The sequence below is a fragment of the Hungatella sp. SL.1.14 genome, assembly GCF_024460495.1.
GTDB classification, from domain to species: Bacteria; Bacillota; Clostridia; order Lachnospirales; family Lachnospiraceae; genus Hungatella; species Hungatella hathewayi.
On sequence record NZ_JANFYJ010000004.1, the window covers coordinates 144,981 to 159,973 of the forward strand.

The following is a 14,993-nucleotide window of genomic DNA, read 5'->3' on the forward strand; positions in this document are numbered from 1 at the left end:
ACGGCAGTTCCTGACGCAGGAAAAAGAGGCAGATACGCTCCGCCTCTTTTTCCTGTGCCTGATCGGCTACTTCGTCGTAATCCGCATGGATCCGTCATTTGCCGTCATAATGATATTTTTTTCTGCTCCATTATGTTCTCTTAAGTCTTCGCCCTCCAGGCTTCTGCCGTTGAGCCGGATATTGCCGTACTTCATTGTCAGATCGTAATTATACTCTGTCTCCGTGCCTGTCAGTTCCAGTTTGATGTCTCCGTACTTATTTATAAAGGTACCGTTTTTAATGTCTGCCATCTTGATATCGCAGGTGCCGTCAGACTGCTCTACGCTTAGGGAATCCGCCGCGACCGCGCTGCTTTTGATACTTCCGTAATTGTTAACCACGGAAATATTTTTTGATACAAGGTCCATCATGGTAATCCGGCTGTCGGATGCCTCTATATCCAACCGGTCAGAATTGATTCTCTCCAGGCTGGTGTCTCCGTATTTGTTAATGATATCGAGTGATGTAAAGGTCCCGTCCGAGCAGCGGATCACTCCATCTGAAGCGGTGAGAAACGCTGACTCGGCCTTCACGCCGTTTAGCCTGATGCTGCCGTATTTGGATGTGAGATCCAAGGTCCCGGCATCCGGTCCGGCATAGACGACGTCGCTGTTACTGGTATAAAGTTTGACTGTATTCATGGGGGTGTTCTCCGGCACGTAGATCGTCAGACTTCCACTCTCATGTACGTCTGCTGTATTTACCACGAAAAAGCCGGCTGATCCCCATGTCTCACTGGAATTTGCATCAGGAATGCAGGTAAAGGTCAGGATTCCGTTCTTCACCGTGTATACAGGGTCCTTATCTCTTACATACAGGCTGTATTCCAGATAACAGGAATCATCTCCGGAGGGTTTTACGGTAATGCTGCCATAGTCTGCCCTGACGTCCATGGAGGTGAACGGATCAAGCTCCGTTTTCTCCAGCTCTACCAGCTTCCCGGCATTCTTAGTTCTCACCTCCCGGTTGGTATAGAGCCCGCTGCGGCCGATCCAGAAGCCCGGTTCCCCGCCCATGACGAATCCGGCCAGCGACAGTCCCAGCCCGGCCACGATACAGATACCCGCTGCCGCCAGCGTACCGCGCATTACTTTATTCATGACTTATCCCCCCTTGTCAGCAGTCTTTTTGTAAATCCGGCCATGCCCCGGTAAATATACTTACAGCTTGCGCAGCCGGCACAGATCAAAAGCAGTCCCACTCCGGATTCTCCCAAGGCCGTGCCCAGAATAAAGATTCCGCTGGCCATCTGGGCTGGAAGGAAATAGATTCCCGCCACAGCGCTCACGATTCCAACAGCCACAAAAACCACTCCGCAGATAAGAAGGGCCGCAAATATGGAAAAAACCATAATAACCATAGCCAGACCAAAGATGACGACAGCCAGCAAAAGCGGCAGGCCAATCGGTGCGGCGCACAGTGCCAGAAGAACGATCCAGAGTGTGGATAAGCCTTTCCTGGCAGCCTTCTCCGGTTTCGGCTCCGCCAGGCGCTTCAGTGCAACTTCCTTTACGATCTGAGCTGCAATCCCTTTTGCATCTCCCAGTTCTTCCATCACTTCCGCTTCCCGTTCCGGTCCCGCGTCATCAAAATATTCGTTATAATAGGAAAGAGCCTCCTCCCGTTCCGCCTTCGGAAGACGCTTCAGCGCCTGCTCCAGCTCCTTCATATACTCATTCCTGTTCATCCTGTTCACCTCCGACGAGAATTTCATCCGCTGCAGCTTTAAACTCGTCCCACTCTTTCCTGTAGAACGCAAGCCGTCTTCTGCCTTCCTCTGTAATCCTGTAGTATCTCCTGTTTCTTCCCTGGTACTCCTGATCGTATGTCTCCAGCAGCCCGGCCTCCAAAAGCCGCTTCAAAACCGGGTACAGGGAGGACTCCTTCTGGCTCGCGATGTTCTTAAGCCGCTGGGCAATCATATAGCCGTATGCATCTTCGCCCTCCGCAATCGCCAGTACCATGGCATCCAGCAGCGCCGGTGTCAACTGATACACCATCTCATCCCGCCTCCTCTCCTCACCTCTGATCCTTCTGTAAGATCCGGCGTATATATTTCATTTTCCTATATTATATTTCATATAATATATATTGTCAACGTATATATCTAATAATAAACTATGCTTTTTCTTAAGTAATTCTAAAGCTTTGAAGGGACACCGGCTGCCTCCGCCGCAAAAAAAGCAGACGGGACGCTGCCGTATACCGGCTTCGCGTCCGTCTGCTTCCTGTCTGATTCATCTGTATTTATTTATGCGCCGTGCTGTGTCCAAGGCCGTTAATCCAGTTCCTTTAAGCCGGTATAGAGTTCGTAATACCGTCCCTTCTGAGCCAGCAGATCCTCATGATCGCCCCGCTCGATGATCTCTCCGTTCTCCAGCACCATGATTGCGTTGGCGTTGCGCACGGTAGAAAGCCGGTGGGCAATGACAAATGTGGTTCTGTCCGCCATCAGACGGTCCATGCCGTGCTCGATGTGCTTCTCTGTGCGGGTGTCAACGGAGCTGGTCGCTTCATCCAAAATCAGAATCGGAGCCTTGGAAATAGCCGCTCTGGCTATATTTAAAAGCTGTCTCTGACCCTGGCTTAAATTCGCTCCGTCGCCTTCCAGCACGGTATCGAAGCCGTGCGGCAGACGCATGATAAAGGAGTATGCCGAAGCCGTCTTAGCCGCCTGGATTACCTCCTCGTCGGTGGCGTCCAGCCTGCCGTACCGGATATTCTCCATAACCGTCCCCGTAAACAGATGGGTATCCTGAAGAACCATGGCGATATTGTGACGCAGATTATCGCGGCTGATGTGACAGATATTGACGCCGTCGATGGTAATGGAACCGCTCTGAATATCGTAGAACCGGTTTAACAGATTGGTAATCGTCGTCTTACCTGCTCCCGTGGAGCCTACAAAGGCGATCTTCTGGCCCGGCTTCGCATAGAGGCTGATGTCCTTAAGAATCGTCTTATCCGGATTGTAGCCGAAAGTGACGTTCTTCAGTTCCACATACCCCTTCATCGGATCCAGCACCGCCGCATCGCCGTCATCCACCGGCTCCGGCTCCTCGTCCATAACCGCAAACACACGCTCCGCACCGGCCAGAGCCGAGAATACGTTGCTGATCTGCATGGAGATCTCGTTGATCGGCCTGGAGAACTGCCTGGAAAAGTTTAAAAATACGGTGAGTCCGCCGACGTCAAATCCTCTTAAAACACAGAGCAGACCGCCGATTGCTGCTGTCAGCGTATAGTTTAACTGGCTTAAATTACTCATGACCGGCCCCATCATGCCGCCGAAGAACTGTGCCTTGATCATGTTGTCCCGCAGGTCCTCATTTAAAATTTCAAACTCTTCTTCCGCTATGTCCTCGTGGCAGAAGACTTTTACTACCTTCTGTCCGCTGATCGTCTCCTCGATATAACCGTTGACGGCACCGAGGGAGGTCTGCTGTGCGGAGAAATACTTCTGGCTCTTGCCCGCCACATAACCGCCTGCCTTCATCATCAGCGGAATCATAAATACGGTTACCAGCGTCAGCCAGATATTGGTATAAATCATCAGCGCCAGCGTACCGATGATGCTTAAGGCGCCGGAAAACAACTGTACCAGGGTGCTGCTCAGCATCTGCCCTACGGTATCCACGTCGTTTGTAAATCGGCTCATCAGGTCACCATTATTATTCGTATCGTAAAAACGTACCGGCAGCTTCTGCATCTTCGTAAAAAGCTCATCTCTGATCTTCTGCAGCGCGTTCTGGGCTACGGTCAGCATGACTCTCGACTGCGCATAGTTGGCTGCAACGCCGATCAGATAGATGGCCGCCATAAAGACCAGCGAACCGGCCAGGCCGGAAATGCTTCCCCGGCTTCCGTCCATGGGAGCGATATATTTATTGATAATCGGCCTCAGCATATAGGAACCGGCCAGGGTTGCCACTGTATTGACAATGACACAGAAAAATGCCAGACCCATGTGAAGCCTGTAGCCATTTAAGTAGGACAGCAGGCGTCTGATGGTCTCTTTGCTGTTTTTCGGCATACCGCCCTTCCCGTGCTGTCTGCCGTGTCCCGGGCCGCCCATGGGACCGCGGCGCTTTGCCGGGGCTACATTCCTGCCGTAGCGCCGTTTTAAACTCTCTACCCGTTTCTGATTGTCCATTATGCGCTCGCCTCCTTCTCCCGGTCTCTCTGTGAATAGTAAATTTCCTGGTAAGCTTCGCAGGTCTTAATCAGTTCTTCGTGGGTTCCCATTCCCACAATCATACCTTCATCCAGAACGATAATCTTATCCGCACTCTCCACGGAACCGATTCTCTGGGCGATAATAAACTTTGTCGTTTCTTTTAAGGTAGTCTGGAAGCACTCGCGGATCTTTGCCTCCGTAGCCGTATCCACTGCTGATGTGCTGTCATCCAGAATCAGGATCTTCGGTTTCTTTAACAGGGCCCGAGCGATACAGAGCCTCTGCTTCTGGCCTCCGGAAACGTTGACGCCGCCCTGGCCCAAGTCCATCTCATATCCATCCTGAAAAGAGGTGACGAATCCATCCGCCTGGGCGCTCTCGGCAACTGCACGGATCTCCTCCATGGTCGCATCCTCATTGCCCCACTGCAGGTTTTCAGCAATCGTGCCGGAGAACAGGACATTTTTCTGAAGTACCATGCCGACGCCCTCTCTCAAATTCCGGATTGAATAATCCCGGACATCGATGCCATCCACCAGCACCTGGCCGCTGTCCGCGTCATAGAGCCTGGGGATCAGCTGAACGAGTGAGGTCTTTCCGCTTCCCGTGGAACCGATGATACCGATGGTCTCTCCCGGATTGGCAGTAAAATTAATATGATCCAGCACCAGCTCGTCGGTGTCCTTCGCATACTGGAAACAGACATCTCTAAACTCGATCCGTCCCTCTGTGACTACGGCGTCTTTTCTTGCCGCGTGCTCATCCGTCAGATCAATCTCCGTATCCAGGACCTCTCTCACACGCTTTAACGACGCCATGGCACGGGATGCCTGCAAAAATACCATGGATACCATCATTAAGGACATCAGAATCTGGACAATATAGGTGGTAAACGCGGTCAAATCGCCTACCGGCATGGAACCGCCGATGATTAAGTTTCCGCCGTACCACACGACGGCCAGCGTCGTAACATTCATGGCCAGCATCATGACAGGCATGGTGGCGATTACGATCTTCATGGCCCGCAGGCTGCCTTCCTTTAAGTCTTCGTTGGTACGGCGGAATTTTTCCTCCTCATAATCTTCCCGAACGAAAGACTTGATAACCCGTACATTGGTAAGCGCTTCCTGAACTCCTGAGTTTAACCGGTCAATCTTCTTCTGCATTACCTCAAACCGGGGGAATGCGGTTCTTAAGATGACAGCGATGGCAAGCAGGAGCAGCGGAATCACAACCAGCAGAATCGTCACAAGGCGACTGTTCATTAAGTACGCCATAATCAGACCGCCGATCAGCATGCCCGGTGCGCGGAACATCAGACGAAGACTCATCATCAGCACATTCTGGATCTGCTGAATATCGTTGGTCAGTCTGGTCACAAGAGAACCGCTGCTGAAATCATCGATGTTCTTAAATGAAAACTGCTGTACCTTGTCAAATACATCTTTTCTTAAATCGGAGCTGAAACAGATGGATGCCTTCGATGAGAAATAGGCCGCTCCAATTCCGCCAGCAGCCATAACGAAGGCCGTAACCACCATCACGCCGCCTACGGCGATGATATAGCTGGTATCTCTGTTCGCCACGCCATTGTTGATAATCAGTGACATCAGCTTGGGAAGCATGATCTCACCAAATACTTCTGTCAGCATCAAAAGCGGTGCCAGCAGAAATGCGCCCCAATAGGGCTTTATATATTTCCAGTATCGCTTCACGTTATGAATCCTCCCTTTTTGTCATTGTTTTTGCCGTTATGTCGGACAAATTCGCATAAACGCGCTCCAGATACCCTTCCATGATCTGAAACTCTTCCTCTGTAAAGCCGAGAAACATCTGGTTTTCCACGTTTTTAAAGAACTGGCGGCTGTGTTCCACCACATCGCGTCCTTCTTCCGTCAGGCAGAGCTTATTATAGCGGTTATCCTCCTGATCCACGATCCTCGTGATATAACCGCCCTTCTCCAGTTTTTTCACCGACACCGCGACCGTTGCCGCAGTGACGTTTAAATACTCCGCCAGCTCCTTCTGAGACGTGTTCGGATGCTCCGCCATTGCTGTCAGAATCTGATGCTGACTTCTGTAGACCCCTGTCTTATTCAGCCGCTGCTCCAGAATACTCCGGTGAAGCTTCATAATCCTGATATACTGCGTCAGCACGCGATGTGCCGGAGATTTCAGCCACTCGCTGTCATGACACGGTCCGCTGCCACAAGATTTCATTGTTTTCCACCCCTTTCTTCATCATATGGTAAATAATTAGTTATGTGATAGTTAGCTAATTAATAATTAGGTATTATACTCTTACTCTATAAAGAATACAATAGGATAATTATGAAAATTTTGTGAACTGTAAAAAGAAAAAAGAGGCCCCCCGGCCCCTCTTTGTCATTTCTATATATTATGTAGAGATTGTAAAGCCGCTGTCACATGTCCAGCGTAACCACGGTCCACCTGCTGTTCTGCATTATGAGGAAGCAGGGCCGCTTCATTTTATAGCGATAGTAGCGCTCCATACAGTTTACAAACAAACGGTATCTCATCAGGCTTGTACAAACAGGATAAATCGTCATGGTTTTTCCTCCCTTATCATTCTGTTATAGTTTATGCAGGAAATGTGCCTGTTATGACCACTTTTTTCGGCGGATCCTGGCAGCCCCATCTTTTTATTTGGCCTGTTGACTATCTTAATAAAACGCTGAAAGTAATCACGGGAAGTCTTTTAAATATTCTTTCATTGCAAACGTGATCCTGTTTCTCATTGCAGGCTTTATATTTTTATAAATCGTAATACTTTTGATACTTGTTTTTCTTTGAGCATTCCTCTACAATGATGCTGTGAACTATATTGTTATCGAAAAGGAGGGCTGCATGGATGAACAGTTTATTTTGGATTATCTACATCATAGTTATTATAGCTGTACCTGTTGTCTTTTTTATCCTGGGATATTTCTTAGTGAAAATGGCCGTTAAAAATGGTATTTTAGAAGCCTATAAGGAGATTCACAAGGACCAGCCGTAGTAAATAACGCTGTTTATCTAACGCCTGATAGACTTCATCATCCAATATGCATCTGCATAAGTACCATCCTGATACTTCATATTGTTTGGTAAGGTTCCAAAAATTTCAAATCCCATCTTCCTGTAGAGGGATACCGCTCTCTGATTATCAGCTACGACTTCCAGCTCGATCTGCTCCAGGTTATGCTCTCTCGCAATTTCAATGAGTTTCCCGATCATGGCCTTTCCGATGCCGCGGTCGGTATACTTTTGATACAATGCGATTCCAAGGCTGGCGCGATGCTTAAATCTGGCAGCTCCCATCCCCATCAGGGAACAATTACCGGCGTACTCCCCATCTATAAATCCGAGAAGCATGATATTCTGATCTGACTCATTCTGATTACGTATAAAGGTCCGCTCGTCCTCCAGCGTTAAATCGATCTCTTCCGGTTCTTTTACTAAATATCTGGTTTCACCGCATGTCGTCTTTAAGAAATCCAACAACATTTCAGCATCTTCCTCTTCTGCATTTCTAAGAAGAAGCTGCGGTCCGCCAAGATCTATGATTTCTTCCTCTGCTCTCATACACATCCCTCGTATTTTTGCTAAACAACGGTAAACCCTTTTGCCGCCAGACACGCCTCAACCGCCCGGATATCATCCGCATGGAAAATCAGGATCGGTTTATTGGAATCGCGGTTAAACGATAAGTAAACGTAATCCACATTGATATTGCTCTCTGAGAGAGCCATTAACAGATGATGAAGATTTCCTACTTCATCCGCCATCTCGACCCCTACCACATCGGTAAGCTTGCACAAATAGTCCGCTTTTTCCAGTGCCGCCACCGCCTTGTCCGGAGCGGATACAACCATACGGATAATGCCGTACTCTGCGCTGTCATTGGTTACAGAACCAAGGATATTAATGTTTTCCTCCTCAAGGATTCCGGTGACATGCTTAAATGTTCCCTTTCTGTTTTCTGCGTAAATCGATAATTGCTTCAGCATTTTCTTATCCTCCTGATTGTTTGCTTTGCCTTGCCGTCCAGGGTATCTCTGTCACTTTACAGGATTTCACCCAGAATCTCTTTCAGTTTTTTAATCTCCTCCTCGGACAGAGTCGTTCCCTTTCCCATCTTTTCGTGTTCCGGCGCCCAGTCACGGATATCATACTTGGGGACCCCGCCGTTCCAGCTGATTAAATTCACTTCTTTTCTCCAGCCTTTGGCGTTCTCGGACAGCACGCCAAGCTCTTTTACAATATCATATTTAATATCTGCCATCCTCTGCTCCTCTTTCTTCTTTTATGAATGCGGCCATACGGCCAGCCCTCTGGCCTTTCAGAAGCTCTGCTCCACGCTCTTACGTATTTCATCCGCCGACGGAAGCACCAGATCCTCGTCCATGCCGGCATCTGCCTCCATGACCGCTTTATAGTACTGATGAACCGTTTTATTGACGGTTATAATCCGGGATTTGGAGGGCATACGTGTTACTGCTTCATCGAAATCCTGCGACCCGCACGCCTCCATGGCATCCTTGATCTGCAGATAATACAGAAGCAGATGTTCCCGCTTCTCGCCCGGAATCAGCTCTTCCAGCAGTCTTCCCACCTTGTTTCTGTGCTTTGCACCGTAACGGAAATAGCGATACAGCGCTTCCTCTTCCCGCTTTCTCTGCTCCTCCCTGCTTTCTATGGTAATTCCCATTAATTTAATCATAATCGCCTCCATATGCTGATCCATAGTCCTGAGTTTAAGGCCGTGTACATTCAGAATATCAGTCTTTTCATAATCTGTCAATTGTAACAGCTTAGCCCTTGACACCATTCCTGTTTCGTGCTAGTATAAGGATACCTCAAAAGAGGCACCAGTCCGGGGTAGTACTGGTTTCGACAGGGGCCATGCAGCTGGTGAAGCTATCCGCATGCGATGCGTTAAATGGCAAACTTAAATATAAACGCTAACAATAACGAATTAGCACTGGCAGCTTAATGCTGCTTGTCGGCCTTAGGGCACTCACACCTTAAGAATCCGGCATCGACGATGTGAGAAACGACTTATGCAAAGCTTTGAGCATATGGGCGTATGATGAAGCTACTGAACTCACCAGGGTGTCAGTTTTCGGGTGACAGAGGGAATGTAAAACAACTGACTATGATAGTAGAAGAACAGGGAATTGGTTTTTGGACACGGGTTCAAATCCCGTCTACTCCACTCAGCTTTTCATATAAAACAGCTCTCCGGTTGGAGAGCTGTTTTTGTGTCTTTCGGTGGGTCTCACGGAAGCCTGCTACTAGAATCCTTTTCCAGCCAGTTCTGAAACGATCTGGACGTAGCACTCCACCACATCGAAGCCTTTATAATCTTCCCGTTTTAAATCGATCATATCCCCGTGGGAGATTCCGCGGTGACCGCTGCTGGCAAACACGGTGCGGAACTCTCCCCAACGGGCGGATTCCGTGCTTACAAGACCGTCATTATCGCCTTCCAGAGGCTTTATGAGACAGTAAGGAATCCACAGCAGCGGATCGCTGAAACAGTCGCGCATCTTCGAGGCATAGCTCTGGTAGAAGACGCCGGGTACATCGGAAACCGACTCGTTAAACGCCCTGCTGGACGCTATGGAAAACTGATGAGTCGCCGTATAAAAATCCGGATTTTTATCCCCAAATCTGGAAAACGTCCGGTCGAAACATCTGGCGACCAGACGGTAGAGACCTTCCGGAAGGCGGATGGCGTAATCGACGAACCGGCAGCCGTGATGCGGCGTGCTGACTGTCGTGAGCGACGCCGTGTAAGGCGCCATCCCCAGTTTACTGATAGCGTAGCGCGCATCCAGTCCCCCCTTGGAGTGTGCGATAATATTGACCTTTTCACAGCCGGTCTCCTCCACCACCTCCAGAATTTTCTTTCGAATGTCCTCTGCATTACAGGCAATGGTTCCCAGGGCCTCCTGATTGCCATAGTAGACAGACGCCCCATATCGCACCAGTTCACGCGGAATTCTTCCCCAATAGTTAAAGTAATGAAGATCGCGGAAACCGATACCGTGTACCATGATGAGCGGATACTTCGTCCGGCACAGATCTGATTCCGCACGGGTCGATCTGACCGCTTCTTTATAACAGGCATAATCGTACTCTGCCCGCACCAGGCGCATGGCGTGGATAAGAACCGCCAGATTGACAACCGGAATCCACATGGCCAACAGCATTAAAACCCGCATCCTCACACGGAGACGCGCCGAGGTAAGATACATCCTCAGAATTCCATTCCAGAGAAGAACCAGAAGAGCCGCGGCGGCAAATACCGTATTGCCGATCAGAATTCCCGCCGGCCACCCGGCCGCATCTGCATTGCCGTGAAGCAGACGCGGATAGAGGATCATAATAACCAGACACTGAACCGCGATGCCGTAAATCGCAGCAAAGCCCAGAGTACGGCCGCCGCGCATGATGACCAGACGCAGGCCGGCGTGGTTTCTGTCGCGGTACGGCCTTATATTAAAGTATAACCAGCAAATGCTTAAGAGGATGGCCCCCATTACGGCCGCAGCAGGCTGTGCCGGAACCGTTTCTTCCAGGAGACGTCCGGTAAACATGCCGTAAACCAGCAGAGGAAGATTCGATACCGCCGCGATCATCACTCCCAGGTACAGCCTCTTTAACACTTTTTTCGCCTTCACGAGTTTCCCGCCCTCCCTTTTCTTTCGTTTTCTATCCAATCCATTCACCGTGTTCACAGGCTGCCCGAAAGCACGTTCAGACACACGCTAGCGTTCGCCTCCGTATCCGCGTCCCTCTTTGATATCCAGATCCCGAAACAGCGCGGCGACAGCCGCTTCATACTCCGCCGCACGTTCCGCCTTGCGGATTTTCTTTCCGTATTTTTCCGAATCCGGAAACAGAAACAGCAGGTAAAACCAGAATTCCTTCATTTTAAACAGGACATTCCTGTCACCGGAAATCGTCTCCCGGTACCCCTGATAAACCATGTCGTGAAATTCCCTGATCTGTTCTTTGTCCGGACCCCCCAGCCCCTTTATCTCACCGGCCAGACCGGGATTGGCGAGCAGCCCCCGGCCCATCATGATGCAGTCCACTTCCGGAACACCGGCGCGGAACTCCTTCCAGTCCCCGGCAGTAAAGATATCTCCATTGTACCACACTTCGTTTTTGCTGGCTTTCACAGCCCTGCAAAACGCTGCGCGGTCAGGCGTATTCTTATAAAAATCGCTTCGCACCCGGGGATGAATGATCAGTTCTTTTAAAGGGTACTTATTATAGATCTCGAGCAGTTCTTCAAATTCATCCGGCGATGCCATTCCCAGTCTCGTTTTTACGGAGAGGCGGATTCTGATTCCCGAACATACCTCGTCGAGGAACGCATCCAGTTCTTCCTTTTTCGCCAGGAAACCGGCTCCTTTGTATTTGGAAACGACGGTTCCGGAGGGACAGCCCAGATTCAAATTCACCTCGTCATACCCCAGCGCCTCGAGCTCGCCCGCCATCCAGATGAAATCCTCCGCACGGTTTGTGAGAATCTGCGGAATCAGGGTAATTCCCTTGTTGTGTTCCGGAAGAATATCGTTCCGCTCCCTGGAAGAGAAACGGTGATTCTGATTGGGCTGCAGAAATGGAGTGACATACAGATCCACATGAGGAAACAGCGCGTGATGGGCGTTCCGGTAGACATAGCCTGTGATCCCCTCCATTGGTGCAAAACAGCAGCATGGTTCCTTATGATATTCTTTCTTCGCTTCCATCACCAGACTCTCCTCCTCCTTTCAATCCTTTTATTTTCACAAAATAACTGACGATCAGCACCACATCCGCGCCGAGCCAGGCCAAAATTTCCGCATAAAAGATCCCTTCCTGGCCCATGGCAACAGGAAGGAGCAGTGCGGCTCCCGTTCTCATCAGAAATTCCACTACTCCGGACAGCATGGGCAGAACCGTATCCCCCATACCCTGAATGGAAGAACGGACCACGTGAAGCAGATAGAGGATGGGGAGGCAGACGCTCATGATCGCCAGATAATGGTAGGCGATTTCCATGGTTTTGGCAGCCTCTTCCGGCGTTCCCGTAATGAAACAGCCAAGAATCGCCTGCCCGAAGACCAGCATGACAGCCGCGATCACCGCTGAGGTGAGCATGGCTAAAAGAAGGCCTGATTTCATCCCCTGCCTGATTCTCTTAATCTTCCCGGCGCCCAGATTCTGGCCCACATAGGTCGTCATGGCATAGCCGTAGGAGGTTGCGGCTATTTCCAGAAGTCCGTACAGCTTGTTGGTCGCCGTAAATCCTGCAATGAAAAGGACTCCGAATCCATTGACCACCGACTGCACAATCATTCCGCCTACCGCAATGATTCCGTTCTGAAATGCCATGGGAAGTCCCAATACCATCAGTTTTCTGCAGAGATACGGTTCCAGATGAAAATCCGTCTTTTTAAAAGAAAGAATCTGTACCTTCAGCAGACTCTTCAGACAGTATAAGCTGGAGCAGGCCTGCGCGATCAGTGTGGCTGCGGCCGCCCCGCCGATTCCCCAGTGAAATACGAGCACAAACAGCAGATCCAGGCCGATATTGACCACAGAGGCCACAACCATGGCGTGAAGCGGCGTTTTCCCGTCTCCCATGGCGCGAAGTATGGAGGCCAGCACATTGTATGCCATGACGACAGGAATTCCCCAGAACATGATCCTTAAATACAAAAGACTCTGCCCGATAATTTCATCGGGCGTATGTAACAGCAGCATAACCGGCCGCGCCGCCGCCTGCATGAGCAAAAGCATGGCCAGCGATCCGATACAGGCCAGAACCGCTGAATGGGCGATAACCTGCCGTAGTTTTTTATAATCTCCCGCTCCGAACTCAAAAGCCATCAATATGGCAAACCCCTGGGAAATGCCCTGAATCATCCCCAATACCATCCAGTTTAGCCAGTCCGCGGCGCCGAGCGCTGCCAGCGCTCCGACTCCCAGCGCCTGGCCGACCACCATCGTGTCCACCACCGTGTAAAACTGCTGAAATACATTGCCAAACATCAGAGGCAGTGAAAACGCGAAAATAAGCTTCAGCGGATGCCCCTCCGTCATTGTCCTAATTTTGGCCATTCCATTTTTCTCCCGATTCTCTTTTTTTCCTTTGATCAATCCCTTATATTTCCAGAATGATTATAACCTGTCAAAGCAAAAAGTGCAATCTGAACCGGCAGGAGTCCGGGAGTAAACTGCACCAGTAGAGATCAGGGCTGAAACTGTATGGGCTTTACCTCCGGAGTCAGCGGCTCCATCTGATATTCCGGAAACTGATCGATTAAATCTCCCAGGCACAGGGCTGTGCTGCGGACAATGTCATGGGCCAGCATGACCACATGCTTTCTTCCCAGCGCCGTCTCCCGCGCATTTGCAATCAGCTCTTCCGGCTCCGATCTCTTAAGCGCATCCTCCAGGCTGGCATTCCAGTCGAAATAAATAAAGCCTCTGTCCGTCATTTCTTTTATAATATCCTGACAGACTGCTTTATTGTAGGCGTTAATGCTCCCGCCCGGGAAACGGAAAAGCTTAACTCTTACCCCGGTGACTTCAAGCACCGTTTTATAGGCCTCGTTAAAGTCTTCCAGATAGCTTGCCGTACTCTCGTACAGCTGTTTGTAATCATGGCTGTAGCAGTGAATCCCGATGGTATGGCCTTCCGCCACAATCCGTCTTGCCACCTCCGGATTTTTCTTCACATTTTCACCTACCACAAAAAATGTAGCCTTTATATTCCGGTCCTTCAGCACATCCAGGACTGCGGCGGTATTCTCAGCGGATGGGCCGTCATCAAAGGTTAGATACATGGTTTTTGGATGGAAAAAGGCGTCGATTCCCCCGGCAATCCCTTCCGCCAGCTTCTCCTGGTATTCCGGCTGGGAAAGTTTTTCGGCTTCCTCCGGGCTGGACAGGAATCCCGTCTCGATCAGACACGCGGGCATTTTCGTCCATCCCGTCACCACAAAGCCGGCGTCTCCCCGCAGTTGCCTCTCTCTGGCGCCTGTTCGCTTCACGGCTTCTCCATGGATCAGCTGAGCCAGCCGCCTGCTGTCGCGGGATTGATCTGTCCCGTCATACCATGTCTCGATTCCTGACGGTTCTCCATCTTCATACGTATTCTGATGGATGCTCACAAACGCCTCCGCCCCGCTTACGTTTGCCGCCTCCGCCCGCTGCTCCTTCGTCAGATACGTATCGGAGCCGCGGGTCATAAGAACCCGGTATCCCGCTTCCTCCAAACATTCCCGCAGCTTCTTCGCAATTTCCAGATTGATGTCTTTCTCCAGTATCCCTCCCGCGTAACTGCCCTCATCCGTCCCTCCGTGGCCTGGGTCTATCATAATCAGGGGATGATCCGGATCCGTTTCGGCAGCCTGAAATGACAGGTCCTGCGAAGCAGAAACCGTTTTTTTCCCGGATACAGTCTGGTTTCCAGCCGCCAGCTGGTTCTTTGCCATTGCCAGGATCACGGATGGCAGCTGATTCTCCGCCGCATCAGTGCCGGAAAAACTCCCCATTGTCTCCATGGCCGTAAATAAAAACACAGCCGCAATTCCTCCTGCCGCTGCCGCTGCAAAATCCTCCAGCCATCTTCTTCCCGTTTTCTTCCCGTTCTTCTTATAACGGTTTTTTCGCTCGTATCTCATCGCCCGGTTCCCCCTTCACTCAAAAAACATGTCCGGAGGATTTTTGTGCAGCCAGTACCGCTTCGCACCAGTATTCCCATTTCGC

Annotated in this window: 16 protein-coding genes and 1 other RNA gene; 2 read left to right on the forward strand and 15 right to left on the reverse strand. The window is 50.3% G+C overall.

What is annotated here, in order from left to right; all coding sequences use genetic code 11:
* Window positions 1-66: 66 nt before the first annotated feature.
* The 7 genes from NE473_RS06075 to NE473_RS06105 form a co-directional block, all read right to left on the reverse strand.
* Window positions 67-1,140 (reverse strand): DUF4097 family beta strand repeat-containing protein, encoded by a 1,074-nt coding sequence (locus NE473_RS06075; protein WP_055649762.1) that lies wholly within the window; start codon window positions 1,138-1,140, stop codon window positions 67-69.
* The gene (locus NE473_RS06080) at window positions 1,137-1,727 is read right to left on the reverse strand and encodes a DUF1700 domain-containing protein (RefSeq protein WP_022031356.1); all 591 of its coding nucleotides are present in this window, start codon (window positions 1,725-1,727) and stop codon (window positions 1,137-1,139) included. Before NE473_RS06080 ends, NE473_RS06075 begins: the two co-directional genes overlap by 4 nt.
* Window positions 1,714-2,040 carry a PadR family transcriptional regulator gene (locus tag NE473_RS06085; protein WP_055649763.1) on the reverse strand — a complete coding sequence of 109 codons (327 nt, stop codon included), beginning with the start codon at window positions 2,038-2,040 and terminating at the stop codon, window positions 1,714-1,716. Before NE473_RS06085 ends, NE473_RS06080 begins: the two co-directional genes overlap by 14 nt.
* Window positions 2,041-2,318: 278 nt before the next feature.
* Window positions 2,319-4,193, reverse strand: a complete 1,875-nt coding sequence (locus NE473_RS06090; protein ID WP_055649764.1) for an ABC transporter ATP-binding protein — start codon at window positions 4,191-4,193, stop codon at window positions 2,319-2,321.
* Window positions 4,193-5,932, reverse strand: coding sequence for an ABC transporter ATP-binding protein (locus NE473_RS06095; RefSeq protein ID WP_055649765.1), 1,740 nt, complete (start codon window positions 5,930-5,932; stop codon window positions 4,193-4,195). Before NE473_RS06095 ends, NE473_RS06090 begins: the two co-directional genes overlap by 1 nt.
* Window position 5,933: 1 nt before the next feature.
* On the reverse strand, window positions 5,934-6,437 hold the full coding sequence (locus tag NE473_RS06100) for a MarR family winged helix-turn-helix transcriptional regulator (protein ID WP_055649766.1): 504 nt from the start codon (window positions 6,435-6,437) through the stop codon (window positions 5,934-5,936).
* A gap of 203 nt (window positions 6,438-6,640) precedes the next feature.
* The gene (locus NE473_RS06105) at window positions 6,641-6,787 is read right to left on the reverse strand and encodes a hypothetical protein (RefSeq protein ID WP_006777452.1); all 147 of its coding nucleotides are present in this window, start codon (window positions 6,785-6,787) and stop codon (window positions 6,641-6,643) included.
* A gap of 302 nt (window positions 6,788-7,089) precedes the next feature.
* On the opposite strand from NE473_RS06105, the gene NE473_RS06110 reads away from it, so the two are divergent.
* Window positions 7,090-7,236, forward strand: coding sequence for a DUF6019 family protein (locus NE473_RS06110; protein WP_006777454.1), 147 nt, complete (start codon window positions 7,090-7,092; stop codon window positions 7,234-7,236).
* A 17-nt stretch (window positions 7,237-7,253) separates the two neighbouring features.
* Here the strand turns inward: NE473_RS06110 and NE473_RS06115 are convergent, their stop codons facing one another.
* From NE473_RS06115 to NE473_RS06130, 4 genes are read right to left on the reverse strand one after another with little or no spacing between them, the layout of a single operon-like run.
* On the reverse strand, window positions 7,254-7,802 hold the full coding sequence (locus NE473_RS06115; RefSeq protein ID WP_055649767.1) for a GNAT family N-acetyltransferase: 549 nt from the start codon (window positions 7,800-7,802) through the stop codon (window positions 7,254-7,256).
* Window positions 7,803-7,822: 20 nt separating this feature from the next.
* On the reverse strand, window positions 7,823-8,227 hold the full coding sequence (locus tag NE473_RS06120) for an ACT domain-containing protein (protein WP_006777456.1): 405 nt from the start codon (window positions 8,225-8,227) through the stop codon (window positions 7,823-7,825).
* A 56-nt stretch (window positions 8,228-8,283) separates the two neighbouring features.
* Window positions 8,284-8,502, reverse strand: coding sequence for a YdbC family protein (locus tag NE473_RS06125; protein ID WP_022031362.1), 219 nt, complete (start codon window positions 8,500-8,502; stop codon window positions 8,284-8,286).
* Window positions 8,503-8,559: 57 nt separating this feature from the next.
* Window positions 8,560-8,940, reverse strand: coding sequence for a hypothetical protein (locus NE473_RS06130; protein ID WP_022031363.1), 381 nt, complete (start codon window positions 8,938-8,940; stop codon window positions 8,560-8,562).
* 155 nt (window positions 8,941-9,095) lie between these two features.
* Between NE473_RS06130 and ssrA the strand changes: the two genes are divergently transcribed.
* Window positions 9,096-9,438: a transfer-messenger RNA gene (gene ssrA, locus NE473_RS06135) on the forward strand.
* 76 nt (window positions 9,439-9,514) lie between these two features.
* On the opposite strand, the gene NE473_RS06140 is transcribed toward ssrA, so the two are convergent.
* From NE473_RS06140 to NE473_RS06155, 4 genes are all read right to left on the reverse strand, one after another.
* A complete protein-coding gene (locus tag NE473_RS06140) occupies window positions 9,515-10,906 on the reverse strand; it encodes a lipase family alpha/beta hydrolase (protein WP_081034845.1) in 1,392 nt (463 codons plus the stop codon).
* A gap of 87 nt (window positions 10,907-10,993) precedes the next feature.
* Complete coding sequence (locus tag NE473_RS06145) at window positions 10,994-11,986, reverse strand: tRNA dihydrouridine synthase (RefSeq protein ID WP_055649768.1); 993 nt, start codon at window positions 11,984-11,986, stop codon at window positions 10,994-10,996.
* Window positions 11,961-13,340, reverse strand: coding sequence for an MATE family efflux transporter (locus NE473_RS06150; RefSeq protein ID WP_055649836.1), 1,380 nt, complete (start codon window positions 13,338-13,340; stop codon window positions 11,961-11,963). Before NE473_RS06150 ends, NE473_RS06145 begins: the two co-directional genes overlap by 26 nt.
* 131 nt (window positions 13,341-13,471) lie before the next feature.
* Window positions 13,472-14,908, reverse strand: coding sequence for an N-acetylmuramoyl-L-alanine amidase (locus NE473_RS06155; protein WP_055649769.1), 1,437 nt, complete (start codon window positions 14,906-14,908; stop codon window positions 13,472-13,474).
* Window positions 14,909-14,993: the final 85 nt, after the last annotated feature.